Here is a 23,980-nt window from a genome sequence, read left to right as displayed (position 1 = left end):
CCCGCCATGGCGACAACCGGAACACAACGTCACGGTGACGCGAACGTCACGAAGGCCGCCGCGCTCCTGCGGCGGGGCGGGCTGGTCGCCTTTCCAACCGAGACGGTCTACGGGCTCGGCGCGCTTGCCACGGACGGGAGGGCGGTGGCGCGGATCTTCGCGGCCAAGGGCCGGCCCAGCTTCAATCCGCTGATCGTCCATGTCCCCGACCTCGCCGCCGCCGAGCGACTGGCCGTCTTCGACCCGCTGGCCCGGCGGCTGGCCGCGGCGTTCTGGCCCGGCCCGCTGACGCTGGTCCTGCCCCTGAAGGAGGGGCATGGCCTGTCGCCGCTGGTGACCGCGGGGCTCGACACGGTGGCGCTGCGGGTGCCGGCCGCGCCGCTGGCGCGCGCGCTTCTGGCGGAGGTGGGCGGCCCGCTGGCCGCCCCTTCGGCCAACCCGTCGGGGCGGATCAGCGCGACCCGGGCCGCGCATGTCCGCGCGGGCCTGGGGGACGCGGTGGACATGGTGCTCGATGGCGGGCCCTGCCCGGTCGGGCTGGAATCGACGATCCTGCGCAGCGCGCCGCTGGCGCTCTTGCGCGAGGGCGGGCTGGCGGCCGAAACGATCGAGGCGGTGACGGGCCCGCTGCCGCGCGACGTGACGCCGGGCCGGGTGCAGGCCCCGGGGCAGATGTCGTCGCATTATGCGCCCTCGCTCCCCATGCGGCTGGACGTGACCGCGCCGGATCCCGAGGCGCTGCTGATCGGCTTCGGGCCGGTGGCGGGCGATCTGAGCCTCTCGCCCGAGGGCGACCTGGTCGCCGCCGCCGCCGCGCTCTTCGACACGCTGCACCGCGCCGATGCCGAGGCGCGCGCCCGCGGCGCGTCGCGGATCGACGTCGCCCCGATCCCCGAGACGGGGCTCGGCCGCGCGATCAACGACCGGTTGCGCCGCGCCGCCGCGCCGCGGTGACGCCCGTCTCTCGACAGGGCGATGCCGCAGCCGTGAATTCCCTTGACCGACGGGCATGCTTAGATCGCTGGATATGCTGATCCGTCTCCTCACGCTCCTCGCGCTCGCCCTCGCGCCGGCGCTCCCCGCCCGCGCGCAGATGCAGGACGACATCGCGCAGGTGCTGCGCGTCAGCCTGATCCCCGGCTGGCGTCAGCAGGATGGCAGCCATGTCGCCGGCCTGCGCTTCGACCTCGCGCCGGGCTGGCGGACCTATTGGCGCAGCGCGGGGGCGGCCGGCATCTCGCCGCAGATGGACTGGCGCGGCTCGCGCGGGCTTGGTTCGGTCACGCCGCAATGGCCGACGCCCACGGTGTTCCGCCAGGGGCGCGCGCTTTCGATCGGCTATGACGACGATTTCGTCCTGCCGCTCCTCATCCAGGGGGCCGGCGGGGGCGCGGCGCATCTCGACGGCGTGCTGGATCTCGGTGTCTGCGCGGAGATTTGCCTGCCCGCGCGCATCCGGGTCAGCGGAGACCTGCCGGCGGGCGGCGCGCCCGATCCGGCGATCCGCGCGGCGCTGGCCGACCGCCCCGGACGCATCCGCGCCGACGCCCGCTGCAGCCTGCGGCCCACGCGGGACGGGATGGCCCTGACCGGACGCATCCCGCTGCCGCCGCAGGGCCGGTCCGAGGCGGTGGTCTTCGAGGTGCCGGACCCCTCGCTCTGGGTGACGGACGCGGTCGTGTCGCGGCAGGGTGGAACGCTGACGGCCACTTCTGAGTTGATGGCCGGAGGCGGACGGGGCGTGGCCCTGGATCGCTCGCGCGTCCGGATCACCGTCATCGGCGATCGCGGCGCGGTCGAGATCGACGGCTGCCGCAGCTAGGCCGGGCAGGGCCTGCGCGACGAATTGACCGGGCGGAAAAACGCGCAGGTTCGAAAATGCGCTTGAAGCGCCGCCGGAGGAGCCCCATTTTCAGGGCACGTGTAAGGAGACGAACATGGCTCGCAATCGCGGAATGATCGAGACGCTGGTGGACGGCATCAAGGACGCCCTCTCGGGTGCGATGGGTACCCTGGCTCCGCAGCCCGATGTCGTGCCGGTCCCCGTCCGGGACGATCCGAGGCACGACCCGCGCCGGCGCTGAAGACCGCCGCCGACCACATCCAGAAGGTTCGATAGGGGCCGCGTCACCTGGACGCCGGCCCTTTTTTCTTGAGATCAGGACGCCGCGCGCTTGAGCAGGGGGCCAGCCACCGGCGCCTTCGTCGGCTTCGAGCCGAGCATGTCGAGCAGATCGGCCAGCTCCGCCTCGTCGACGCGCTTGGCGGCCTCGCGTGGGGCGAACCAGCGGCGTTTGCGCGCGTCCTCTTCCTTCCAGCTCTTCTTCAGGTCCTCGACGATCATCGGATAGACCCGCACCCGGCAGCGCTGGGTCGAGCCGTCATCCATCACCTTGTCGTAGTGGAAGACCCCGAAGACCTCGCGCGCGATGTCGCCCTTGGCGCCCGCCTCCTCCAGCGCCTCCTGCGCGGCGGCGGTCCAGGGCTTCACGCCCTTCATGGTCCAGCCCTTCGGCACGACCCAGCGTCCCGTATCCCGCGAGGTGACCATCAGGACCTCGACCTTGTCGCCCCGCCACCGCATCGGCAGGGCCGCGATCTGTTGCGCTTCCTTGGGCACGTTCGTCACACCTTCTTGGTCCGGGCACGGCAGCGGCCCGGCTGGTTGTCCAGTTGCTCCCCAGATTATCCGCGGACCATGACATATCAGCGATTCGGTTGCAATCTCCGACCGTTACGTCGTGTCAATCCGTTTCGAGCAATTCGCGCAGATCGGCCAGCCACCGCGTCGGGCCGTCCGCCGGGATCGGCCCGTTCTGGTAGCCGCCGCGCAGGTGGGCATAGGGGATCGCGGCGGCCGCGGCGGTCTGCCAGTCGACCTCGGAATCGCCCACATAGAGGGCGCGGCCCGACGCGGCGCCCAGCGCCTCCGCGACATGGCGCAGGGGGGCGGGGTCCGGCTTGCGCCGGTCGAGCGTGTCGCCGCCGACGACCGCCTCGAAGGGGCCAAGCTCCAGCGCGTCGAGGATCGCGCGGGTCGGGCCCTCGGGCTTGTTGGTGCAGAGGCCCAGCCGCGCGCCGCGCGCCGCCAGCCCCGACAGCAGCTCGCGCGCACCGGGCAGGACCGTGGTGCCGCCGGTCGGGTCGGCCGCATAGGCCGCGTTCATCGCCGCCAGCGCCGACGGCTGCCGCGACGGGTCGGCGCCGGCCCAGTCCAGCACGCGCTCGACCAGCCGGGGCACGCCGTTGCCGATGAAACCCTTCACGGTGGCCAGGTCCGGCACGGGCAGGGCCTCGGCGTCGCACATCGTGGCGACGGCGGCGTGGATCCCCGGCGCGCTGTCGATCAGCGTGCCGTCCAGGTCGAAGATATAGGCGTCCCAGCGCATGCCGTTCCCTGACCTGCCGGCGCGGCGCTGTCCAGCCGGATCAGGCGAAGCGGATCTCGCGCGCGAAGGGCATGCGCCGGATGCGCTGGCCGGTGGCGGCGAAGATCGCGTTGCCTAGGGCCGGGGCCGCGGGCGGCAGGCCCGGCTCGCCCGCGCCGCGGATCGCGCCCGTCGTGCCCAGCGCGCGGACATGGACGCGGGGCACCTGCCACATGCGCAGGCTTTCGTAGAGGTCGAAATTGCGCGGCACGGGCAGCCCGTCCTCGAAGGGGATCTCGGCCTGCATGGCGTGGCCCAGCCCGAAGAGCGCGCCGCCCGAGAGCTGCGCCTCGAGATTGACCGGGTCCAGCACCCGGCCGACCTCGGCCGCGACCCACAGGTCGGTGATGCGCAGCCCGTCCGGGCCGTCCACGACATCGACGATCTGCGCGCAGGGCACGCCGAAAGCGAAGGTGAAGGCCACGCCGCGGCCGCGTCCCGGCCCGGGCCGCGGGCCGTCCCAGGCCGCCATCTCGGCCACCGTCTCCAGCACGGCGCGCGAGGGCGCGTGGTGAATGAGCCGCAGCCGCTCGGCCACGGGGTCGGCCCCGGCCTGATGGATCAGCTCGTCCATCAGCGTCTCGACGAAGAAGCCGTTATGCGACGCGCCGACCGAGCGCCAAGACGAGACCGGCACCGTGGCGGGCACCCGGTGCCCCGTGACCCGGCGGTCGGCCAGCGCGTAGGGCGCGTCCCAGGCGGCGGCGACGATCGCGGTGTCGGGGCCGATGGGCGGGAAGCCCAGCCGCGACATCTGGCTTTCGGTCACCGATTGCGCCGCGATGGCGAGGTCGAGGCTGCGGACCCGGCCTTCGCCCGTCGTGCCGCGCCCGCGGGCGACGGCCATCGGGCGCAGGAAGCCCGAGGCCATGTCCTCCTCGCGCGACCAGGTCATCTTGACCGGCCGGCCGGGGTGATGGCGCGCGATTTCGGCGGCCTGCTGGATCCACAGAAGCTCCAGCCGGTGGCCGAAGCTGCCGCCGGAGGTCTGGTTGTGCAGCCGCACCCGGTCCGCGTCCTGCTCCAGCACGCGCGCGACCGCGTCGACCGCGAAGGGCGGCACCTGCGTGGCGGTCCAGATATCGGTGCGCTCGGGCGTGTAGCGGATGGTCGCGTTGGCGGGTTCGAGGGGCGCGTGATGCAGGAAGGGCGCGCCGTAATCGGCCTGGAACGCGTCGCCCGTCGCCGCCTCGACATCGCCGTCATCGGCGAAGCGGCTGTCGCGCGTGTCCTCGGTCAGGGCCGCCGCGTGCAGCGCCCAGAAGGCGTCGGTGTCGTGGGTCGTCGCCGGCGGCTCCCATTCGAAGCGGATCGCGTTGGCGGCCCGGATCGCGCGCCAGGTGTTGTCGGCGACGACGGCGGCGCCGCCGGTGATCAGATGCACGGCCAGCACGCCGCGCATCGCTTCGGCCTCCGAGGCATCCATCGCGGTGACCCCCTTGCCGTGGGCCGGGTTCGTCACCGCGGTCGCGTGCAGCATGTCGGGCAGGTCGAGGTCGATGCCGTAACGCTCGGTCCCGGTGGCCTTGGCGACGATGTCGATGCGGCGATGCGGCTTGCCCAGCCAGCGCCAGTCGGCGGGGTCGCGCGTCTCGGCCTCGACCGGGTCCAGCGCGGCGGCGTCAGCGGCGAGCGCGGTATAGGGGATCGGGTCGCCCTCGGGCGGGATCACGGCGCCGTTCTCGGTGCGCAGATCGGCGCGGGACAGGCCCAGCCGGTCGGCGGCCGCCTGCTTCAGCGTCTCGCGCGCCGAGGCGCCGGCGGCGCGTAGCTTGTCATAGGCATCGGGCACGGTGGTCGAGCCGCCGGTGACGTTCAGCCCGACCAGCTTGCCCGCGACGCCGCCGGCCGCGCGGCTGGTGCGCGCGACGAAGCCGTCATCCCAGGCGGCGAAGGGAAAGCCCTCGGCGGCGACCTCGCCGTTCCAATAAGCGGCGGAGGCGGGTCCGGGCGCGGTGCGCACGCTTAGCGGATCGACGTCCAGTTCCTCGGCCAGGAGATAGGCCTGGATCGAGGTCGCGCCCTGGCCCACCTCGGCGCGCGGCGTGATCAGGGTCACGCCCTCGGCATCGATTAGCACGTAGGGTGTCAGGGCGGAGGCGCCGTCGGGCAGGTCGGCCAGAAGCGGGTTCTCGCCCTCGCGCTTGTAGGCCCAGACGCCGAAGGCGACCCCGCCCGCGATGGCGGCGGAGCCGATCAGGAAGGTCCGGCGGGCGAGCGTCGCGGCGCGGCCCATCACGCGCCCTCCGACCCGGCGGCGCGGCGGATCGCGGCGCGGATGCGCGGATAGGTGGCGCAGCGGCAGAGATTGCCCGACATGGCGTCCGCGATCTCCTCATCCGTGGGCTCGGGGCTGTAGGACAGAAGATCGGCCGCCTGCATGATCTGGCCCGACTGGCAGTAGCCGCATTGCGCGACCTGCTCGTCGATCCAGGCCTGCTGGACGGGATGCGGCGCCTCGGGCGTGCCGAGCCCCTCGATCGTCGTGATCTCCGCCCCCTCCAAGTCGCCGACGGGAAGCTGGCATGAGCGGGCGGCGACGCCGTCCAGATGTACGGTGCAAGCGCCGCAAGCGGCGATGCCGCAGCCGTATTTCGTACCCTTGAGCCCGAGCTCGTCGCGCAGGACCCAGAGAAGCGGCATGTCCGGCTCGACGTCGAGCTCGTGCGAGATGCCGTTGACGGTCAGTTTCATCGCGGTCTCCGGACGTGGTGCGCGGGGCAGAGTCTAGGCAGCGGCCCGAGCGCTGTCGAGCGGGCCCGGGGGCCGCGCCGCCGCGTCACGTCGGCGCGTCGGCCCGCATCAGGCCCTCGGATTTCAGATCAGACCAGAGCGCGTCGGGGATCGTCGCTTTCGCGGCGTCGATATTGCCCGCCATCTCGTCCCGGCCCTGCCCGCCGGGCACGTTGGCGACGACGGCCGGGTGCAGCAGCGGGAAGCGGAAGGCGGCGTCGAGCAGCTTCACGCCATGCGCCTCGCAGACGCGCTGGATTGCGGCGACGCGGTCGAGGATGTCCTGCGGCGCTTCCTCGTAATTGTAGTAGGCGCCGGGTTTGGGCCCGGTCGCCAGGATGCCGGAATTGTAGGCCCCGCCGATGACGATGCCGATGCCCCGCGCCTCGCAGAGCGGCAGGAAGCTGTCGAGTGCCCCCTGCTCCAGCAGGGTGTAGCGGCCTGCGAGCAGGAAGATGTCGTAATCGCCGCGCTCGGCCAGTTGCTGGCAGACCTCCCACTCGTTCACGCCGGCGCCGAAGGCCTTGATGACGCCTTCCTTCCGCATCTTCTCGAGCGCGTGGTAGCCGCCCGCCATCAGCTGATCGACCTTGGCGTTAACATTCGCGCGGCTGCCCTGGTTGGGCACGTCGATGTCATGCGCGAAGAGGATGTCGATCCGGTCCACGCCCAGCCGTTCGAAACTGGCGTCCAGCGAGCGCATCACGCCATCGTAGCTGTAATCGTAGACTTCGCGCCGGTGGGGCACCTCGAACCACTTCCCGATGCCGTCACGCGTCTCGGACGTGGCGGGCACCAGATAGCGGCCGACCTTCGAGGACAGGACGTATTCGTCGCGGGGCTTGGTTCGCAGGAAGCGGTTGAGCTGCGTCTCGGAAAGGCCGAAACCATAGAGCGGTGCGGTGTCGTAATAGCGCACGCCCGCGTCCCAGGCGGCCTCCAGGATCGCGTCCGCCTCGGCATCGGAGATCGCGCGGTAGAGGTTGCCCAGCGGCGCGCCGCCCATGCCCAGTTCGGTGAAGGTCAGCCCGCCATTGCCGATCCGGTCCCAGTGTCGCGTCTGCATGTCGTGCCCTCCCGCTGCGGTGTTCGTGCCTGGATGATAGGGCGGGACGGGGGCTCTGCCCCCGACCCCGAGGTATTTTCGGCCAGAGGACGGTCAGTCGGCATAGCGCAGATCGGTGAAGCGGGCGCGCAGGGCCGCGGTTTCGGCGGCGACCGTCGCGGGATCCTCGCGCAGCGCGCGGCCGAACAAGGCCATGAGCTGCGGCGCGTCGGCCAGGGCGACGCCGCGGCGGGCCAGTTCCGGCGTGCCGATGCGCAACCCGTTCATGTCGCCCGGGATCTCGGGCAGCGGCAGGCCGATCCCGCAGGCGAGGAAGCCCGCCTGCGCCAGCCGCTTCGCCATGGCCTGCCCGCCGCCGAAGGGCCGCGCGTCGAGCGCGAATTGATGGCTTTCCGTCAGGCGCGGAGCGGAGAAGACCGGCAGCCCTTCGGCCTCTGCGGCCTGGGCCAGGGCGCGGGCCAGTTCGCCCATGTGGCGTGCATAGGCCGGACCGTGCGCCGTCCAGTTCTGCAGCGTGACCGCCAGCGCCGCGGTCTTGCCGGCGTCGAAATTCGCCGTCAGGCCGGGGAAGGCGATGGCGTCGAGGCGCTGCGCGATGCGGGCCTCGTTCGTCACGATCAGGCCGCCCGGCGGCCCGCCGAGGCTCTTGTATGTGCTCATGGTCATGACATGCGCGCCCTCGGCCAGCGGGTTCGGCCAGGCGCCACCGGCGATCATCCCGCACAGATGCGCCGCATCGAACATCAGATGGGCCCCGACTTCGTCGGCCAGCTCGCGCAGGGCGGCGACTGGATGCGGGAAGAGATTGAGCGACGCGCCGATGGTGATGATCTTCGGCCGCACCGCGCGGGCGAGGTCGCGCAGCGCATCGACATCCACGCTGTAGCCCGCCGCATCCACCGGCGCGGGATGCGTCACCAGCCCGTAGAGCCCCGCGCAGCCCGCCGCGTGATGCGTGACATGGCCGCCGATGGCGGGCGGGGGCGCGATGATCGCGTCGCCGGGCTTCGCCAGCGCCATGAACGCCATCAGGTTCGCGATCGCGCCCGAGGGCACGCGGCATTCCACGAAACCCGCCCCGAAGACGCGCGCGGCGAGGCGGGCGGCGATGACCTCGATCTGCTCGATCGCCTCCAGCCCGGTTTCGTATTTGTCGCCGGGCTGGCCCAGCGAGGGGCGGCTGCCCAGCCCGGCGGCCATCAGCGCCTCGGCGCGGGGGTTCATCACGTTGGTCGCAGGGTTGAGGTTGAAGGCGCGGTCGTCGTGGATCGCGCGCGTCTCGGCGGCGAGCCGCTCGACCGCGGCGGTCGGATCGGCGGGCAGGGGAAGCGCGTCGATACGGTCGCGCGCGGCGGGGGCGAGCCAGGGGCGGGGGGCGAGGTCGGTCATGGGCGGATCTCCTGTCGCGGGCCATCTCGGGGGCGGCGGGGCTTGCGGTCAACGCAGATCGGGTGATTGTGAGGGTCAGAGAAGCTGAGCCTCGGACCCATGCCCGTCGACCCGCCGCGCCCGCCCGAATTTCCGCTCAACGCGCTGCGCGCCTTCGAGGCCGCGGCGCGGCTGGGCGGCTTCGCGGCGGCGGCCGCCGAGCTGGGCGTCAGCCCCGGCGCGATCACCGCGCATGTGAAGGGTCTGGAGGCCCGGCTGGGCGCGCCGCTCTTCGAGCGCCGGGCCCGCGGCGTGGCCCTGACCGCGCTGGGGCGCAGCGTGCTGCCGGGCCTGACCGGGGCTTTCGACCAGCTTGGCACCGTGCAGACCCTGCTGCGTGTCGCCGCCCAGCCCGATCGGTTGAGCATCGCGACCCTGCCCGCCATCGCGCAGCTCTGGCTGCAGCCGCGGCTGGCGGCGCTAGAGGCGACGATGCCCGGGCTGCGCGTGTCGATCGACGCGCGCGAGGGCCCGCCGCCGCACAAGCGCGCGGCGCATGACCTGTGGCTGTTCTTCGGCCCGGGCGGGCGCGATGCCCTGGTCCCGGTGCGCAAGCCCGGCGCCGAGGGCCCGCGCTTGACCGACAGCGCCTGGGCCGCGGATTGGGACCTTTGGGAGGCCGCGACGGGCGCGGACGGGGCGGAGGGGCCGGTCTTCTCGCTCTATGCGGTCGCGATCGAGGAGGCGTTGCGCGGCGCGGGCACCGCCATGGGCCGCCTGTCGCTCGTCGCGCCGCTGATCGCGACGGGCCGGTTGGAGGAGGCCGGTCCGCGCGTCGCGTTGCCCGAGGGGCTGGAAATCACGGTCGCGCATCCGGGCCGGATCGCGCGGCTGGCGGCCAATTGGCTGCGGGCGCAGATCGCCGGCGGCTAGACCGCCGCCAGGCCGGCCGCCATTGCGTCCAGAAGCGGGCCTTCCGGCTCGATCCCGATCGACAGGCGCAGGAAGCCCTCGGGCACCGCGTCGCCCCAGCGGGCTCGGCGGTCGGCGCTGGTATGGGTCGAGCCGAAGCTGGTCGCGGGCAGGATGCAGCCCGCGCCGTCGATGAAGCGCTCGGCCGCCGCGCGGTCGGGGAAGGTCGCGCCGATGACGAAGCCGGGCGCGTGCATCTGGGCCTGCGCCAGCGCGTGATCGGGATGGTCGGGCAGGCCGGGATAGCGGATCACGAGGCGGTCATCGGCGGCCAGCAGCGCCGCCACCGCCTGCGCGCTGCGGCACATCCGGTCGAGCCGGAGCTCCAGCGTCTCGAGCGAGCGCGACAGCATCCAGGCCTCGAACGGACCGGGGATCGCGCCGGCGAATTTGCGGGTCGCGGCGAGCTTCTCCATCAGCCCGGCGTCGCGCGTGGCGACATGGCCCAGGATCAGGTCGCTATGCCCGCCCGCGGCCTTGGTGTCCGAGGCGAGCGTGATGTCGGCGCCCATCGCGAGCGGCCGCTGCAGAAGCCCCGTGCAGAAGGTGTTGTCGACCGCCAGAAGCGCCCCCGCCGCCTTGCAGCGCGCGGAGAGCGCCGCGAGGTCGATGAGGTCGAGCGCCGGGTTCGACGGCGTCTCGACCAGGACCAGCGCCACGCCGTCGAGCGGCGCCTCGGCCAGCTCGCGCGTGGGCGCGGTCACCATCTCGATCCCCAGGGGGGCCAGCACGTCGCCGGCCAGGACGCGGGTGTGGAAATAGCCGTCCGCGGGCAGCAGCACGCGGTCGCCCGCCTTCAGCACGCTCAGCATCACCGCCGCGATCGCCGCCATGCCGCTGGCGAAGAGCAGGGAGGGCGCCCCCTCGACCCGCTCCAGCCGCGCCTCGCAGCCCTGCACCGTCGGCGTGGCGTAGCGGCCGTAGATCGCGTCGGGCGCGGGCTGGTCGCCCAGCCGGAAGGTCGAGGTGCTCAGCAGCGGCTCGGCCACCGGGTCGCCATCCGCGAGGCCGGCTGTGCGCGCGTGCAGAAGCGACAGGACGTCGGAGAGGATGGCGTCGGGCAGCATCGGATACCTTTCGACTGGAGCGCGCGGGCGCAGGTGGCCCGGCGCGCCGGGGCCTGTCAATGCGGGCGGGTGACAGCGCGGGGGCCAACGGCTAGCGTCGCGGCGTCAACCCGCGGGGGAGGGGCCCATGTCGATACTCGTCTTCGGCGACAGCAACAGTCACGGGACCATGCCGCTGGCACGGCTGGGCGGGCTGGACCGCCATCCGCCCGATGCGCGCTGGCCCGTGGTGATGGGCCGGGCGCTGGGGCGCGAGGTCGTCTGCGAGGGCCATCCGGGGCGCACGACGCTGCATGACGACCCGATCGAGGGCACGCACAAGAACGGGCTGCGCGTGTTGCCCGCGATCCTCGAAAGCCACCGGCCGCTCGACTTGGTGGTGATCATGCTGGGCACCAATGATTGCAAGGCCCGGTTCGGCCTGCGCGGCTGGGACATCGCGGCGGCGCTGGGCAAGCTCGCGCTGGCGGTGCAGGGCTCGACCGCCGGGCCCGCCGGCGCGGCGCCCGACGTGATGCTGGTCGCGCCCGTCCCGGTCGAGGAAGCCGGGGTGCTGGCCGAGATGTTCCAGGGCGGCCGCGCCCGGTCGCGCGCCATCGCGCCCGCGCTGCGCGAGGAGGCGGAGCGGCTGGGCTGCGGCTTCTTCGACGCGGGCCGCGTGGCGGAGGTGGACGCGCTGGACGGCGTGCATCTGGGCGCGGCCGCGCAGACGGCGCTGGGCGTGGCGTTGGCCGAGGCGGTGGGCGCGCGGCTGGGCTAAGTCTGTCCGGCGCCGCGTCAGCCGTCGCTCTGGATGCTTTCGAGATAGCGCGCCAGCGCCAGAAGATCGGCAGGCACGGGCGTGCCGATGCCCTCCTCGAACTCGACCACGACGGTGGGGCCCATCCCTGCGGCGCCGAATTCGGGCATCACCGCCTCCGGATCGCCGTGCCGGCCCAGCCCGTCGATCTGCCCCAGCACGCGGGTCATCGGGAAGGTGCCGCCGTTCCGGCTCGAGATGCTGGTCAGGTCCGGGCCGGTTCCGCCCATCGCATCGGTGCCGTGGCAGGCGGTGCAATCCTGCGCGAAGAGCGCCATGCCATGCGCCGCGTCGACGCGCGGCTCGGACGTGTCCGCCTGGCACGCGGCGAGGGCGGGCAGAAGAAGAAGGGCGGCAAAGCGGTGGGTCATGTCGGTCTGTCCTGCTCGGGTGGTCTTGTTTTGCCGCCGAGCCTAGCGCGCCCGGCCCGCCCGCGCCATGACCTCGATCAGGCGCGCGGCTTGCGCGCCGATGCCCGCCGCGCCTAGCGTGCCGGACGAGGGAGGACCGCGGATGCTCAAGGGGCTGGACCCGATACTGGATGCCGACACGCTGCACACGCTGCGCGCGATGGGGCATGGCGACATGCTGATCCTGGCGGATACGAATTTTCCGGCCGACGCGCTGTCGCGCGCGACGGTTCGCGGCCGGCTCCTGCGGATCGAGCAGCCGCTCGCCCGCGTGGCACGGGCGGTGCTTTCGGTGCTGCCGCTCGACGATTTCGTCGCGGATTTCGCCGCGCGGATGCAGGTCGTGGACGACCCCGATACCGTGCCGGAGGTGCAGGCCGAGGTGCAGGCGGCCATCGCCGCGACCGGCGAGACGCGGGACATGGTGGGCGTCGAGCGCTTCGCCTTCTACGAGCTCGCCCGGCAGGCCTATGCCGTGATCCAGACCGGCGAGCGGCGCTTCTACGGCTGCGTGATGCTGCGCAAGGGCGTGGTGGGTCCCGATGAATGATATCGTGGTCCTCGGCATCTTCGTCGCCGACACGGCCTTCCGGGCGGACAGGCAGCCCCGGATGGGCGAGACGATCCTCGGGAAGGGCTTCGCGCTGGGGCCGGGGGGCAAGGGCTCGAACCAGGCGGTGGCGGCGGGGCGCGCGGGCGGCGACGTGGCCATGATGACGCGGCTGGGCCGCGACACCTTCGGCGAGATGGCCCGGCAGGTCTGGGCCGATGCCGGCGTGACGCCGCTGGTCGAGGCGGGCGACACCGCGACGGGCGCGGCCTTCATCTTCCTCGACGCGAAGACCGGCGATAACGCGATCATCGTCTATCCCGGCGCGGCGGGCGAGATCGACGCGGGCTTCGTCGAGGCGCGCGCTGCGGCGATCCGCGACGCCAAGGTGTTCGTCACCCAGTTGGAGCAGCCGATGGCCGCGGCCGAGCGGGCGCTGGAAATCGCGCGCGACGGCGGGACGGTGACGATCCTGAACCCCGCGCCGGCGGCGAAGCTGCCCGCGGGGATGCTCGCGCTTTGCGACTATGTCACGCCCAACGAGACCGAGGCCGAGGCGCTGACCGGGATTGCCGTCGCCGATTTGGACGGCGCGCGGCGCGCGGGCGACGCGCTGCTCGCGGCGGGGGTGGCCCGCGCGGCGGTGCTGACGCTCGGGCCGCAGGGCGCCCTTTACCATTCGGCCGAGCGGTCGCAGTTGGTGCCCGCCTTCGACGCGGGTCCGGTGGTCGAGACGACGGGGGCCGGCGATGCGTTCAACGGCAGTTTCGCGGCCGCGCTGGCCGCCGGCCGCGACCCGCTCGATGCCGTGCGCTTCGGCTGTGCCACCGCGTCGCTGAGCGTCACGCGCCCGGGGGCGGCCGCGTCGATGCCCGCGCGCGCGGAGATCGACGCGCTTCTCGCGCGCTGAGGGCTGAGGGCGGCGGAGGCGCCGCGGCTTCGGCGCCCGCTAAGGACGCGCCGGGCCCCTCGGATGTCCGATCCGGCGGTCTCCCGCGCCGGGCCTGAGCGTGTCGGGACAAGCTTCGCGTCTCGCCTCATCCGGCGTTTAGAGCGGTCCGGCCCGTGACGGTTCATCATTGGCACACCGCCGTTCGCGCGGCTTGGCGGGGCCGCGATCGGGAAGTCGGGACCCATGGGGCCCAGACGGATCGGGGCCGCGAGTCTCCGGCCTGCGCGCCGATCACTCCTCCCGGAAGGCGCGGCCGAAATAGGCGGTGAGGGGGCCGGCGAGGTAGCTTAGCGCGCTGCGGTCGCCCGTGCGCAGATAGGCCTCGACCGGCATCCCGGGAAGCAGCGTCCGGTCGGTGCCGAGGCGTTCGACCTCCCTTGGATCGGGCCGCAGCTCGGCCTCGTAGAAGCGCGCGCCGGTCGCCGGGTCGGTCAGCGCATCGGGCGACAGACGCCACAGCCTGCCCGCCAGCTCCGGGTCGCGGCGCGGATCGAGGCCCGGGAAGCGCAGCGTGACGGGTTGGCCCGGGAAGACCTGCTCGACATGGAGCGGATCGACGCGCGCGACGATGACCAGCGGGCGATCCTGCGGCACGATGTGCAGGATCGGCTCGGCCGGGCGGATCACGGCGCGGTCGGCGAAGACCTGCATCCGGTGGACGATGCCGGCGACGGGCGCCGTGACCTCGGTCCGCGCCAGCCGCTGGTGCAGGGCGCGCAGCCGCTCGGCCGCCTCCAGCTCGCGCAGGCGCAGGTCGCGCAGCTCCGCGATCGCGGCTTCCCGGCTGCGGGTCGCGAGCGTCAGGATCTGAAGGTCGATCTCGGTGGCCCGGCCGGCGAGCTCGGCCCGGGCGGCGTCGAGTTCGCCCGCGCGCCCCTCGAGCGCGGAGGCCTCGCGGCGCAGCGCCAGCACCCGGGCGGCCTGCGTGAGTCCGCGGTCGAGCAGCCGGGTCTGGTTCGCGAGCTCGGCCCGGATCAGGCGCAGCTGGTCGTCCAGCGCGGCGGCCTGCACGGCGACGCCTTGCGCCTGGCTCGCGAGCTGGTCCTTGCGCCGCGCCAACTGCGCGGTCTCGCGCTGGCGCGCCTCGTGCCGCGCGGCGAAGAGCGCGGCCTGCCCGGCGATGACCTCCGCCACCCGTTCGTCGCCCCGGGCCGCCGCGCGGAGCGGCGCCGGGATGGCGAGCGCGTCCGCGCCGTCGCGCTCCGCCACGAGCCGGGCGGTCCGGGCCGCGAGTTCCCGCAGGCGCCCTTCCAGGATGCGGGCCTCGCCGCGCATCAGCTCGGGGTCGAGGCGGAGCAGCACCGCGCCCGCGGCCACCGCGTCGCCGTCGCGGGCCAGGATCTCGGTCACCACGCCGCCATCGGGATGCTGCACGACCTGGAGGTTGCGCTCCACCGCGACATGCCCGCCGGCGATGATCGCGCCGGAGATGTCGGCCATGACCGCCCAGGACCCCGCGCCGCCCAGCAGCACCGCCAGCGTGGCGAGGCCCAGGCGGACCGGCCGGCGGGCGTCCCAGCCGCGCGTGTCGGGGCCGGTCACGGCCCCTCCTCGGCGACGGCGGTCAGCAGCGCGTGGTTGCGGACGGTCTGGCGCAGCACGTCGTCGCGCGGCCCGAAGGCGAGCTTCACGCCGCGTTCCAGCCGCAGGAGCAGGTCGCAGTCGCGGATCGCGGCGGGGCGATGCGCGATAACGATGACGGTGCAGCCCGCGGCCTTCATCTCGCGGATCGCGTGGTTCAGCGCCTGCCCGCCCGCGTGGTCGAGGTTGGAATTGGGCTCGTCCAGCACGAGGATGCGGGGAGCGCCGAACAGCGCACGGGCCAGCCCGATGCGCTGGATCTGGCCGCCCGAGAGGCCGCCGCCCTCGGCGCCGATCCGGGTGTCGTAGCCTTCGGGCAAGGCGGTGATCATATCATGCGCGGCGGCGCGGCGGGCGGCGGCGTGGATCGCCGCCGGATCGGCATCGGAGCGCAGGCGCGCGATATTCTGGGCGATGGTGCCGTCGATCAGCGTCACGACCTGCGGCAGGTAGCCGATATGGGCGCCGAGATCCTCGGGCGCGTATTGGTCCAGCGTCGCGCCATCCAGCCGGACCTGCCCCGCGGCCGGCGGCCAGATCCCGCACAAGGCCCGGGCGAGGCTGGTCTTGCCGGCGCCCGAAGCGCCGATCACCCCGAGCGCCTGCCCGGGCCGGAGCGCGAAGGACAGGCCGCGCAGGACGGGCGGCCCGCCGCCCGGGGGGATGAGGGTCAGATCCGCGACCGAGAGATGCCCGCGCGGCACGGGCAGCGACAGGCGGGGCGCGGGCGGCGGCAGCGCGCGCAGCATGTCGCGGATCGCCCGCTGCCCGCGCCGGGCCGCGCCGACCAGCTGCCACTGGCCGACCAGCGTCTCGATCGGGGCGAGCGCGCGGCCCAAGAGGATCGAGCCCGCGATCATCGCCCCGGCCGTCAGCGCGCCCTGCAGGACCAGCCAGGCCCCGAGGCCCAGCATCGCCGATTGCAGGAACAGCCGCGCCGTCTTGGTCGCGGTGGTGAAGCCGCCCGCGCGGTCCGATTGCGTGACCGCCTGCACCAGCGCGGCGCCGCGCGGATCGGCCCAGCGGTGCCGCGCGGCCGGTGCCATGCCCAGCGCGCGGGTCACCTCCGCCTGGGCGGCGACCTGCCGGGCGATCGCCTCGGCCTCGGCCTCCGCGGCCTGCGCCCGCAGCGCCGGGCCCGCGGTCGCGGCGCGATTGGCGAGCGCCAGCGCCACCAGCGCCGCGCCGCCCGCCATGGCGAGCCAGCCCAGCGCCGGGTGGAACAGGAAGATCGCCGCCAGAAAGAGCGGCGTCCAGGGCAGGTCGAATAGCGCCAGGAACACGGGCGATGCCAGGAGGCGCCGGATGGCGTCGATATGGGTCATCGGGCTGGCCGGCGGCGGCGGGCCGGGGCGCGCGGCTTCGGCACGCAGGGTCGCGTCGAAGACCGTGCCGTCCAGCGCCGCCTGCAGCCGCGCGCCGACCCGCGCCATCACCCGGCCGCGCGCGTGGTCCAGCACGCCCATCGTCACGAAGAGGAAGGTGGCGAGGATCGAGAGCGCGACCAGCGTCTCCTCCGAGCGGGAGCCGAGGACGCGGTCATAGACCTGCAGCATGTAGAGCGGACCCGTCAGCATCAGGAGGTTGACGAAGACCGAGAAGAGAAACGCCATCGCGAGCAGCCCGCGCGACGGTGCCAGCGCGCGCGCGACGGGATCGTCCGGACCGAAAGCGGGGCGGGGTGGCATCGGCTCTCCTGCGGAGCGGGTCCGGATGGCCCGGATCACGCCCGGCACCATCCCCGCATCGCGTTAAGAAAGCTTGGACGTCCGGCCGATCAGGCGGCGCCCAGCACCTCTTCGAGCGTCGCGCGCGACAAGGCGACGGGGTTGCCCTTCATCGATGAGGAGGCGCCCGCCTCCTCGGCCACCGCGCCGTGATCGCCGGCGGCGAGGCCCATCTCGGCCAGCCGCGGCAAGCCCTGGGCGTCGATCCAGGCCTCCAGCGCGTCGAGCGCCCCGGCGCGGTCGGCGTCGAAGGCCCGGGCGATCCAGCCCAGGACGCGCTCGGGGCGGGGGCCGTCCATCGCGGCGAAATTGGCGCGCAGGACCGGCACCAGGAGCCGTCCGCAGAGCGCGCCATGCGCCGCGCCGATGCGCCCGCCCAGGACACCCGCGAGCCCGTGGACCGCACCGAGGCCGGCATTGGCCAGCGCGATCCCGCCGGTCAGCGAGACCAGCGCCATGTCGTCGAAGGCCCGCGCGTCCGGGGCCTCCATCACCCGCCGGATGGCCGTCAGACCGCGCGGGATCGCATCTGCGCAGAGCGCGTCGGTCAGCGGGTTCGCCTTCGCGGAGATGTAGGGTTCGATCACCTGCACCACCGCGTCGAGCCCGGAGGCCAGCTGCACCGGGGCGGGCACGGCCTCGGTCAGGGCGGGATCGACGACGGCAAGGCGCGCGATCATCCGGTCGTCGCGCAGCGAGACCTTGCGCGCCGCCTCGGGCACGCCGATCACGGCGTTCTTGGTGGCCTCGGACCCGGTGCCCGAGGTGGTGGGGATCGCGGCGAAGGGCAGGGGGGCGGCGTCGAGCGGGCGGCCCTCGCCCACCACTTCGAGATGGCGCAGCGGATCGCCGGACCCGGGGATCAGCGCCGCCAGCGCCTTGCCCATGTCGAGCGCGGCCCCGCCGCCCATCGCGATCACGGCGTCGGGGCGGAGCGCGCGGGCGGCGGCCAGCAATTCGGTCAGCGCGGGAAGGTCGGGCTCGCCCCGGGTGGTCCGCGTCTCGACCGCGGCGCCCGCGGCGCGCAGGTCGGCGGCGAGGGTCGCGGCCTCGGCGGCGGAGGGGGAATGGATCAGGAGCGGCCGGTCGCCCAGCGCGCGCAGATGCGGCAGCGCCTCGGCCAGGGCGCCGCGTCCGAACAGGATGCGGCCGGGGGTGAGAAGCTGGAAGGTCATGGCGGCGCCATCCTTGTCGCGGGCGGACATGAAAAGGCCGGGGCGCGCATGCTGCACGCCCCGGCCGGTGTCGCTCAGTGACGGATCACTGCTGCCAGGACTTTACGAGCTCGTCATAGGAGACCGTCATCGGCTCCTCGTCCTCGTTCTCGATCTTGGCATAGGGCGCGCCCGGCTGCTCGAACCAGTAGGAGGCGTCCTGCTCCTCGTTCATGACCGGGCCGATATCGCCCTGCACGCCGGCGCGCTCGATGCGCTCCATCACGCTTTCCTGCGCCTCGCAAAGCGCATCCAGCGCTTCCTGCGCGGTCTTGGCGCCGGACATGGCGTCACCGATGTTCTGCCACCAGAGCTGCGCGAGCTTGGGGTAGTCGGGGACGTTGGTGCCGGTCGGCGACCAGGCCACGCGGGCCGGCGAGCGGTAGAACTCGACCAGGCCGCCCAGACGCTCCGCCCGCTCCGAGAAGTGGTCGGAGTTGATGGTCGACTCGCGGATGAAGGTCAGGCCCACATCGGACTTCTTCAGGTCCACCGTCTTGGAGGTGACGAACTGCGCGTAGAGCCAGGCGGCCTGCGCGCGGTCGACCGGCGTGGACTGCATCAGCGTCCAGGAGCCCACGTCCTGGTAGCCGACCTTCTGGCCGTCCTTCCAGTAGACGCCGTGCGGCGAGGGGGCCATGCGCCACTTGGGCGTGCCATCCTCGTTGAGCACGGCCGCGGCCCCGTCACCGACCATGTCGGCGGTGAAGGCGGTGTACCAGAACATCTGCTGAGCGATCTGGCCCTGCGCCGGGATCGGACCGGCCTCCGAGAAGGTCATGCCGGCGGCCGAGGGCGGCGAGTAGTTCTGTAGCCATTCGATCGCCTTGTTCACGGCATAGACCGCCGCGGGCGAGTTCGTCGCACCGCCGCGCGCCACGCAGGAACCGACGGGCTGCGAGTTCTCGTTCACCCGGATGCCCCATTCGTCGACCGGAAGGCCGTTGGGCTCGCCCACGTCTCCCATGCCGGCCATGGACATCCACGCGTCGGTGTAGCGCCAGCCGAGCGACGGGTCCTTCTTGCCGTAGTCCATGTTGCCGAAGATCTCGCCCTCGACGCCCATGTGGCTGAGGTCGCGGCCGGTGAAGAACGCGGCGATGTCCTCATAGGCAGACCAGTTCACCGGAACGCCCAGCTCGTAGCCGTACTCGTTCTGGAAGTCCTCCTTGTTCTTGGCGTCGTTGAACCAGTCGTAACGGAACCAGTAGAGGTTCGCGAACTGCTGGTCGGGCAGCTGGTAGAGCTTGCCGTCGGGCGCGGTGACGAATTGCAGCCCGATGAAATCGTCCAGATCGAGCGTGGGCGAGGTCACGTCCGCGCCTTCGCCGGCCATCCAGTCGGTCAGGTTGCGCACCTGCTGGTAGCGCCAGTGGGTGCCGATCAGGTCGCTGTCGTTGACATAGGCGTCGTAGACGTTCTGGCCCGACTGCATCTGAGTCTGCAGCTTCTCGACCACATCGCCCTCGCCGATCAGGTCGTGGGTGACGTTGATGCCGGTGATCGCGGTGAAGGCCGGGGCGAGGACCTGGCTTTCGTATTCATGCGTGGTGATCGTCTCGGAGACGACGGTGATGTCCATGCCCTGATAGGGCTGGGCCGCGTCCACGAACCACTGCATCTCGGCTTCCTGCTCCTCGCGGGTCAGGACCGAAAGGCCGTTGATCTCGTTGTCGAGGAACTCCATCGCGGCTTCCATGTCCGCGAAGGCCGGACCGGTCAGCAGCCCGAGGGCCACCCCCAGCGCGGTCGAAGATCGTATGAGCTTGTTCATCCCTTACCTCCCATTGGTCTTTGGATGTTTTTCGTTGGGTATCCGCCGCCCCGCGAAGGGCGCGCGAATGGTGTGGCGCCTACACGTAGCGGAAGACCGCGGCGGCGTAGACGAGGCAGACGGCGAGGGCCCAGTATTGCGGGCCCAGTCCCAGCCCCAGCCAGATCAGGTTGATGAAGGCCGAGCCGAGAAGCGTGATGAAGAGACGGTCGCCGCGCGTCGTCTCGATGCGCAGCACGCCGATGCGCGGCGTCTCGGGGAAGCGGATCGCCAGCACGGTGAAGGTCACCAGCAGCGCCGCGATCACCCCGAAGAAGGCCGCCGTGGGCCAGGTCCAGGCCATCCAGTCAAGCATGGGGCATCTCCGCGAAGGATTGGAAACGGGCCGCGCGCATCACACCCGCCCCAGGGCGAAGCCCTTCGCGATGTAGTTGCGCACGAAATAGATGACGAGCGCGCCCGGCACGATGGTCAGCACGCCCGCCGCGGCCAGCACGCCCCAGTCGATGCCGCTGGCCCCTTGGGTCCGGGTCATCGTGGCGGCGATGGGCTTGGCGTCGACCGTGGTCAGCGTCCGGCTGAGCAGCAGCTCGACCCAGGAGAACATGAAGCAGAAGAAGGCCGCGACGCCGATGCCGCTGGCGATGAGCGGGGTGAAGATCTTGGTGAAGAAGGCGCCGAAGCTGTAGCCGTCGATATAGGCGGTCTCGTCGATCTCCTTCGGGACGCCGCGCATGAAGCCCTCGAGGATCCAGACCGCCAGCGGCACGTTGAACAGGCAATGCGCCAGCGCGACTGCGATATGCGTGTCGAACAGCCCGACCGAAGAATAGAGCTGGAAGAAGGGCAGCGCGAAGACCGCGGGCGGCGCCATGCGGTTGGTCAGCAGCCAGAAGAACAGGTGCTTGTCGCCCATGAAGCTGTAGCGCGAGAAGGCATAGGCCGCCGGGAGCGCCACGGCGAGCGAGATCACCGTGTTCATCACCACGTAGATCAGCGAGTTGACGTAGCCCATGTACCAGGCCGGATCGGTGAGGATCGTGCCGTAATTCTCGAAGGTCAGGTTGCGCGGCCAGAGCGAGAAGGCCCCGAGGATCTCGGAATTGGTCTTCAGGCTCATGTTGAGCAGCCAGTAGATCGGCACCAGCAGGAACAGCAGGTAGAGCGTCATCACCACCGCGCTGCCCGAGGGGCGGAAGCGGTTGCGCGTGGCCACGTTGGGCCGCGCGGCGGTGACGTCGCCGGGGATCGTGGCGGCGCCGGGGGCGGAGGCGGTGCTGTCGGTCATCGCTTGGCATCCCTCGCGTCGAGATTGGTCATCACGGTGTAGAACACCCAGGAAATCAGCAGGATGACGAGGAAGTACATCAGGCTGAACGCCGCCGCGGGTCCGAGGTCGAACTGCCCCAGCGCCATCTTCACGAGGTCGATGGACAGGAAGGTCGTGGCGTTGCCCGGACCGCCGCCGGTGACGACGAAGGGCTCGGTGTAGATCATGAAGCTGTCCATGAAGCGCAGCAGGATCGCGATCATCAGCACGCCCGCCATCTTCGGCAGCTCGATATAGCGGAACACGGCCCAGCGGCTCGCCTGGTCGATCTTGGCGGCCTGGTAATAGGCGTCGGGGATCGAGCGCAGGCCCGCGAAGGCCAGGAGCGCCACCAACGAGGTCCAGTGCCAGACATCCATCACGATGACCGTCACCCAGGCGTCCACGGTGTCCTGCGTGTAGTTGTAATCGATCCCGAGATTGTCGAGCACGTAGCCCAGCAGGCCGATATCGACGCGGCCGAAGATCTGCCAGATCGTGCCGACCACGTTCCACGGGATCAGCAGCGGCAGCGACATCGCCACCAGGCAGAAGGACGACCAGAAGCCGGATTTCGGCATGTTGAGCGCGACGAAGATGCCCAGCGGCACCTCGATGGCGAGGATGATGGCCGAGAAGGTCAGCTGCCGGCCGAGCGCGTTCCACATGCGCTCGCTCTCCAGCATCTCCTCGAACCAGCTCAGTCCGGCCCAGAAGAACTGGTTGTTCCCGAAGGTGTCCTGGACCGAGTAGTTGACCACCGTCATCAGCGGGATCACGGCCGAGAAGGCCACCAGCACGAGGACGGGCAGGACCAGGAACCAGGCCTTCTGATTGACTGTCTTGTTCATCACGCGGCCTTCCCTGCCGTGGCGCCGGACGGCGCGACGCGCCAGTCATCGGCATAGACGTTGATGCCCTCGGGCGCGAAGCCGATGCGGTCGATATCCGCGGGGATGGCATCGCCTTCGCCCGCGATGGCGCTGATCTCGGTGCCCATCACGTCGAGGCGGACGATCTTGTGGCGGCCCACATCCTCGACGCGGGTGACGCGCGCGGGCAGGCCGTCGCCGCCCGATTGCAGGCGGATAAATTCGGGGCGCACGCCGATCTGCGTCCGGCCTGGCGCCTCGTAATGCCCGCCCAGATCGATCACCGCCTCGCCCACGCGCCCAACGCGCCCGTCGAGCGTCGCGTCGAACAGGTTCATGCCCGGCGATCCGATGAAATAGCCCACGAAGGTATGGGCCGGCCGCTCGAACAGTTCCTGCGGCGTGCCGATCTGCACGACGCGGCCGTCATACATCACGACCACCTTGTCGGCGAAGGTCAGCGCCTCGGTCTGGTCGTGGGTGACGTAGATCATCGTGTGCCCGAAATCGTGGTGCAGCTTCTTGAGCTGGGTGCGCAGCTCCCACTTCATATGCGGGTCGATCACGGTCAGCGGCTCGTCGAAGAGCAGCGCGTTCACGTCCTCGCGGACCATGCCGCGCCCCAGCGAGATCTTCTGCTTTGCATCCGCAGTCAGCCCGCGCGCCTTGCGGTCGAGCTCGGCCTCCATGTCGATCATGGCGCCGACCTTCTGGACCCGCCGGGCGATCTCGGCGGCGTCGTGGCCCCGGTTCTTAAGCGGAAAGGCCAGGTTCTCGCGCACCGTCATCGTGTCGTAGACGACCGGGAACTGGAAGACCTGCGCGATGTTGCGCTCCGCCGTGGGGGCGTCGGTGATGTCGTGGCCGTCGAAGAGCACGCGGCCGTGGCTCGGGCGCAGAAGCCCCGAGATGATGTTGAGCAGGGTCGACTTCCCGCAGCCCGACGCGCCGAGCAGGGCATAGGCCTCGCCGTCGGTCCAGTCGTGGTTGAGCTCCTTGAGCGCGTAGTCGTCCGGGCCCGTGGGGTTCGGCAGGTAGCTATGCGCCAGGTTGTCTAGGGTGATCTTGGCCATCACGCGGCCTCCGCATAGGGGGCGCCGGCGACCAGCGCGCCGCCTTTGTCGAACAGGTAGACGCGGGACGGATCGAGATAGACGTCCAGCGCCTGGCCCGGCTGCAGATCGCGGATGCCGTGGACCAGACCGACCCAGCGTTCGCCGTGATGGTCGAGATGGACGAAGGTCTCGGAGCCGGTGATCTCGGTCACGCTGAGCGTGGTGTCGAAGCGGATCGCGCCCTCGGCGGGTTCGAGCGAGAGGTGATTGGGCCGGAAGCCCGCCATGTATTCGCCGTCGCCCAGGCCCGCGCCCAGCGCCGCGCCGGGCAGCGTGTCGCCCTTGCCGTAGCGGATCGTGTCGCCCTGCTTGGTCAGCGGCAGGAAGTTCATCGGCGGGTCCGAGAAGACGCGCGCCGTGGTGGCGTCGGCGGGCTGGCGGTAGACCTGCGCGGTGGGGCCGAACTGCGTCACCCGGCCTTCCCAGAGCGTCGCGCAATTGCCGCCCAGAAGCAGCGCCTCCTCCGGCTCGGTGGTGGCGTAGACGAAGATCGCGCCCGACTCCTCGAAGATGCGCGGGATCTCGGCGCGCAGCTCCTCGCGCAGCTTGTAGTCGAGATTGGCCAGCGGCTCGTCCAGCAGCACGAGGCCTGCGTTCTTCACCAGCGCCCGGGCCAGCGCGCAGCGTTGCTGCTGGCCGCCCGACAGCTCCAGCGGCTTGCGATCGAGCATGGGCGAGAGCTTCATCATCTCGGCCGTCTCGTTGACGCGGCGGTCGATTTCGGCGCGGTCCACGCCCATCAGCTTCATCGGCGAGGCGATGTTCTCGCGGACGGTCATCGACGGGTAGTTGATGAATTGCTGGTAGACCATCGCCACCTTGCGGTCCTGCACCCGCATACCGGTGACGTCCGCGCCCTGCCACAGGATCCGCCCGCGCGTCGGCTGGTCCAGCCCCGCCATCAGACGCATCAACGTGGTCTTGCCCGACAGCGTCGGCCCGAGCAGCACGTTCATCGTGCCGTTCTCCAGCGTCAGCGTGGTCTCGTGGATATGCGTCTGGCCGCCGACCTCGTGGGTCACGCCCTCCAGCGTCAGGCTCAT

Annotated in this window: 24 protein-coding genes; 7 read left to right on the top strand and 17 right to left on the bottom strand. The window is 71.7% G+C overall.

The features are described 5' to 3' along the window. Positions 1-6: 6 nt before the first annotated feature. The 3 genes from P8627_RS05280 to P8627_RS05270 all read left to right on the top strand — a co-directional run bounded on the left by P8627_RS05280 (position 7) and on the right by P8627_RS05270 (position 2,084). The gene (locus tag P8627_RS05280; protein ID WP_279966609.1) at positions 7-954 is read left to right on the top strand and encodes an L-threonylcarbamoyladenylate synthase; all 948 of its coding nucleotides are present in this window, start codon (positions 7-9) and stop codon (positions 952-954) included. Positions 955-1,027: 73 nt separating this feature from the next. Beyond that, positions 1,028-1,822: a protein-disulfide reductase DsbD domain-containing protein gene (locus P8627_RS05275; RefSeq protein WP_279966608.1), complete on the top strand. Its 795-nt coding sequence runs from the start codon at positions 1,028-1,030 to the stop codon at positions 1,820-1,822. Positions 1,823-1,937: 115 nt separating this feature from the next. After that, positions 1,938-2,084, top strand: a complete 147-nt coding sequence (locus tag P8627_RS05270; RefSeq protein WP_279966606.1) for a hypothetical protein — start codon at positions 1,938-1,940, stop codon at positions 2,082-2,084. Between the two features lie 74 nt (positions 2,085-2,158). Here the strand turns inward: P8627_RS05270 and P8627_RS05265 are convergent, their stop codons facing one another. The 6 genes from P8627_RS05265 to P8627_RS05240 all read right to left on the bottom strand — a co-directional run bounded on the left by P8627_RS05265 (position 2,159) and on the right by P8627_RS05240 (position 8,616). Beyond that, complete coding sequence (locus P8627_RS05265; RefSeq protein WP_279966605.1) at positions 2,159-2,620, bottom strand: NUDIX hydrolase; 462 nt, start codon at positions 2,618-2,620, stop codon at positions 2,159-2,161. 124 nt (positions 2,621-2,744) lie between these two features. Further along, positions 2,745-3,389 carry a phosphoglycolate phosphatase gene (gph, locus tag P8627_RS05260; RefSeq protein WP_279966604.1) on the bottom strand — a complete coding sequence of 215 codons (645 nt, stop codon included), beginning with the start codon at positions 3,387-3,389 and terminating at the stop codon, positions 2,745-2,747. Positions 3,390-3,429: 40 nt separating this feature from the next. After that, on the bottom strand, positions 3,430-5,664 hold the full coding sequence (locus P8627_RS05255) for a xanthine dehydrogenase family protein molybdopterin-binding subunit (protein WP_279966603.1): 2,235 nt from the start codon (positions 5,662-5,664) through the stop codon (positions 3,430-3,432). Further along, positions 5,664-6,122 (bottom strand): (2Fe-2S)-binding protein, encoded by a 459-nt coding sequence (locus P8627_RS05250; RefSeq protein WP_279966601.1) that lies wholly within the window; start codon positions 6,120-6,122, stop codon positions 5,664-5,666. Before P8627_RS05250 ends, P8627_RS05255 begins: the two co-directional genes overlap by 1 nt. An 85-nt stretch (positions 6,123-6,207) precedes the next feature. Beyond that, positions 6,208-7,227, bottom strand: a complete 1,020-nt coding sequence (locus P8627_RS05245) for an aldo/keto reductase (RefSeq protein ID WP_279966600.1) — start codon at positions 7,225-7,227, stop codon at positions 6,208-6,210. Positions 7,228-7,320: 93 nt separating this feature from the next. Continuing rightward, positions 7,321-8,616: a serine hydroxymethyltransferase gene (locus tag P8627_RS05240; protein WP_279966599.1), complete on the bottom strand. Its 1,296-nt coding sequence runs from the start codon at positions 8,614-8,616 to the stop codon at positions 7,321-7,323. A 99-nt stretch (positions 8,617-8,715) separates the two neighbouring features. Here P8627_RS05240 and P8627_RS05235 point away from each other — a divergent pair, with 99 nt between their 5' ends. Next, on the top strand, positions 8,716-9,528 hold the full coding sequence (locus P8627_RS05235; protein ID WP_279966598.1) for a LysR family transcriptional regulator: 813 nt from the start codon (positions 8,716-8,718) through the stop codon (positions 9,526-9,528). Here the strand turns inward: P8627_RS05235 and P8627_RS05230 are convergent. Then, complete coding sequence (locus P8627_RS05230) at positions 9,525-10,634, bottom strand: cystathionine gamma-lyase (RefSeq protein WP_279966596.1); 1,110 nt, start codon at positions 10,632-10,634, stop codon at positions 9,525-9,527. The two genes, P8627_RS05235 and P8627_RS05230, sit on opposite strands and share 4 nt — an antisense overlap. A 127-nt stretch (positions 10,635-10,761) precedes the next feature. Between P8627_RS05230 and P8627_RS05225 the strand changes: the two genes are divergently transcribed. Continuing rightward, on the top strand, positions 10,762-11,394 hold the full coding sequence (locus P8627_RS05225) for an SGNH/GDSL hydrolase family protein (RefSeq protein WP_279966594.1): 633 nt from the start codon (positions 10,762-10,764) through the stop codon (positions 11,392-11,394). Between the two features lie 17 nt (positions 11,395-11,411). Here P8627_RS05225 and P8627_RS05220 read toward each other — a convergent pair whose 3' ends face one another. Beyond that, the gene (locus tag P8627_RS05220; RefSeq protein WP_279966592.1) at positions 11,412-11,804 is read right to left on the bottom strand and encodes a c-type cytochrome; all 393 of its coding nucleotides are present in this window, start codon (positions 11,802-11,804) and stop codon (positions 11,412-11,414) included. A 142-nt stretch (positions 11,805-11,946) separates the two neighbouring features. Between P8627_RS05220 and P8627_RS05215 the strand changes: the two genes are divergently transcribed. Both P8627_RS05215 and P8627_RS05210 read left to right on the top strand, forming a co-directional pair. After that, positions 11,947-12,393 carry an RbsD/FucU family protein gene (locus P8627_RS05215; protein WP_279966590.1) on the top strand — a complete coding sequence of 149 codons (447 nt, stop codon included), beginning with the start codon at positions 11,947-11,949 and terminating at the stop codon, positions 12,391-12,393. Further along, on the top strand, positions 12,386-13,303 hold the full coding sequence (locus P8627_RS05210) for a ribokinase (protein WP_279966588.1): 918 nt from the start codon (positions 12,386-12,388) through the stop codon (positions 13,301-13,303). The genes P8627_RS05215 and P8627_RS05210 overlap by 8 nt, the downstream gene beginning before the upstream one ends. A gap of 273 nt (positions 13,304-13,576) precedes the next feature. Here the strand turns inward: P8627_RS05210 and P8627_RS05205 are convergent, their stop codons facing one another. The 9 genes from P8627_RS05205 to P8627_RS05165 all read right to left on the bottom strand — a co-directional run bounded on the left by P8627_RS05205 (position 13,577) and on the right by P8627_RS05165 (position 23,980). Then, entirely contained in the window at positions 13,577-14,887 is a 1,311-nt protein-coding gene (locus P8627_RS05205) for an HlyD family type I secretion periplasmic adaptor subunit (protein WP_279966587.1), read from the bottom strand. After that, positions 14,884-16,614: a type I secretion system permease/ATPase gene (locus tag P8627_RS05200; RefSeq protein ID WP_279966586.1), complete on the bottom strand. Its 1,731-nt coding sequence runs from the start codon at positions 16,612-16,614 to the stop codon at positions 14,884-14,886. The genes P8627_RS05205 and P8627_RS05200 overlap by 4 nt, the downstream gene beginning before the upstream one ends. An 89-nt stretch (positions 16,615-16,703) precedes the next feature. Next, positions 16,704-17,858, bottom strand: a complete 1,155-nt coding sequence (locus P8627_RS05195) for an iron-containing alcohol dehydrogenase (protein ID WP_407932969.1) — start codon at positions 17,856-17,858, stop codon at positions 16,704-16,706. A 55-nt stretch (positions 17,859-17,913) separates the two neighbouring features. After that, positions 17,914-19,641, bottom strand: coding sequence for an ABC transporter substrate-binding protein (locus P8627_RS05190; RefSeq protein WP_279966585.1), 1,728 nt, complete (start codon positions 19,639-19,641; stop codon positions 17,914-17,916). Positions 19,642-19,720: 79 nt separating this feature from the next. Next, complete coding sequence (locus tag P8627_RS05185; RefSeq protein WP_279966584.1) at positions 19,721-19,996, bottom strand: DUF2160 domain-containing protein; 276 nt, start codon at positions 19,994-19,996, stop codon at positions 19,721-19,723. A gap of 39 nt (positions 19,997-20,035) precedes the next feature. Continuing rightward, positions 20,036-20,929, bottom strand: coding sequence for a carbohydrate ABC transporter permease (locus tag P8627_RS05180; RefSeq protein WP_279966583.1), 894 nt, complete (start codon positions 20,927-20,929; stop codon positions 20,036-20,038). Then, positions 20,926-21,801: a carbohydrate ABC transporter permease gene (locus P8627_RS05175; RefSeq protein WP_279966582.1), complete on the bottom strand. Its 876-nt coding sequence runs from the start codon at positions 21,799-21,801 to the stop codon at positions 20,926-20,928. The genes P8627_RS05180 and P8627_RS05175 overlap by 4 nt, the downstream gene beginning before the upstream one ends. Beyond that, positions 21,801-22,895, bottom strand: coding sequence for an ABC transporter ATP-binding protein (locus P8627_RS05170; protein ID WP_279966581.1), 1,095 nt, complete (start codon positions 22,893-22,895; stop codon positions 21,801-21,803). The genes P8627_RS05175 and P8627_RS05170 overlap by 1 nt, the downstream gene beginning before the upstream one ends. After that, the gene (locus P8627_RS05165; protein WP_279966580.1) at positions 22,895-23,980 is read right to left on the bottom strand and encodes an ABC transporter ATP-binding protein; all 1,086 of its coding nucleotides are present in this window, start codon (positions 23,978-23,980) and stop codon (positions 22,895-22,897) included. The genes P8627_RS05170 and P8627_RS05165 overlap by 1 nt, the downstream gene beginning before the upstream one ends.

It is taken from the genome of Jannaschia sp. GRR-S6-38 (assembly GCF_029853695.1).
Lineage (GTDB): Bacteria > Pseudomonadota > Alphaproteobacteria > Rhodobacterales > Rhodobacteraceae > Jannaschia > Jannaschia ovalis.
This window is presented reverse-complemented; position numbering and strand designations above follow the sequence as displayed.

Coding starts and splice junctions, on each gene's coding strand:
- P8627_RS05280 (WP_279966609.1), top strand. CDS start 7: ATGGCGACAACCGGAACACAACGTCACGGTGACGCGAACGTCACGAAG.
- P8627_RS05275 (WP_279966608.1), top strand. CDS start 1,028: ATGCTGATCCGTCTCCTCACGCTCCTCGCGCTCGCCCTCGCGCCGGCG.
- P8627_RS05270 (WP_279966606.1), top strand. CDS start 1,938: ATGGCTCGCAATCGCGGAATGATCGAGACGCTGGTGGACGGCATCAAG.
- gph (WP_279966604.1), bottom strand. CDS start 3,389: ATGCGCTGGGACGCCTATATCTTCGACCTGGACGGCACGCTGATCGAC.
- P8627_RS05255 (WP_279966603.1), bottom strand. CDS start 5,664: ATGGGCCGCGCCGCGACGCTCGCCCGCCGGACCTTCCTGATCGGCTCC.
- P8627_RS05250 (WP_279966601.1), bottom strand. CDS start 6,122: ATGAAACTGACCGTCAACGGCATCTCGCACGAGCTCGACGTCGAGCCG.
- P8627_RS05245 (WP_279966600.1), bottom strand. CDS start 7,227: ATGCAGACGCGACACTGGGACCGGATCGGCAATGGCGGGCTGACCTTC.
- P8627_RS05240 (WP_279966599.1), bottom strand. CDS start 8,616: ATGACCGACCTCGCCCCCCGCCCCTGGCTCGCCCCCGCCGCGCGCGAC.
- P8627_RS05235 (WP_279966598.1), top strand. CDS start 8,716: ATGCCCGTCGACCCGCCGCGCCCGCCCGAATTTCCGCTCAACGCGCTG.
- P8627_RS05230 (WP_279966596.1), bottom strand. CDS start 10,634: ATGCTGCCCGACGCCATCCTCTCCGACGTCCTGTCGCTTCTGCACGCG.
- P8627_RS05225 (WP_279966594.1), top strand. CDS start 10,762: ATGTCGATACTCGTCTTCGGCGACAGCAACAGTCACGGGACCATGCCG.
- P8627_RS05220 (WP_279966592.1), bottom strand. CDS start 11,804: ATGACCCACCGCTTTGCCGCCCTTCTTCTTCTGCCCGCCCTCGCCGCG.
- P8627_RS05215 (WP_279966590.1), top strand. CDS start 11,947: ATGCTCAAGGGGCTGGACCCGATACTGGATGCCGACACGCTGCACACG.
- P8627_RS05210 (WP_279966588.1), top strand. CDS start 12,386: ATGAATGATATCGTGGTCCTCGGCATCTTCGTCGCCGACACGGCCTTC.
- P8627_RS05200 (WP_279966586.1), bottom strand. CDS start 16,614: ATGCCACCCCGCCCCGCTTTCGGTCCGGACGATCCCGTCGCGCGCGCG.
- P8627_RS05195 (WP_407932969.1), bottom strand. CDS start 17,858: ATGTCCGCCCGCGACAAGGATGGCGCCGCCATGACCTTCCAGCTTCTC.
- P8627_RS05190 (WP_279966585.1), bottom strand. CDS start 19,641: ATGAACAAGCTCATACGATCTTCGACCGCGCTGGGGGTGGCCCTCGGG.
- P8627_RS05185 (WP_279966584.1), bottom strand. CDS start 19,996: ATGCTTGACTGGATGGCCTGGACCTGGCCCACGGCGGCCTTCTTCGGG.
- P8627_RS05180 (WP_279966583.1), bottom strand. CDS start 20,929: ATGACCGACAGCACCGCCTCCGCCCCCGGCGCCGCCACGATCCCCGGC.
- P8627_RS05175 (WP_279966582.1), bottom strand. CDS start 21,801: ATGAACAAGACAGTCAATCAGAAGGCCTGGTTCCTGGTCCTGCCCGTC.
- P8627_RS05170 (WP_279966581.1), bottom strand. CDS start 22,895: ATGGCCAAGATCACCCTAGACAACCTGGCGCATAGCTACCTGCCGAAC.
- P8627_RS05165 (WP_279966580.1), bottom strand. CDS start 23,980: ATGAGCCTGACGCTGGAGGGCGTGACCCACGAGGTCGGCGGCCAGACG.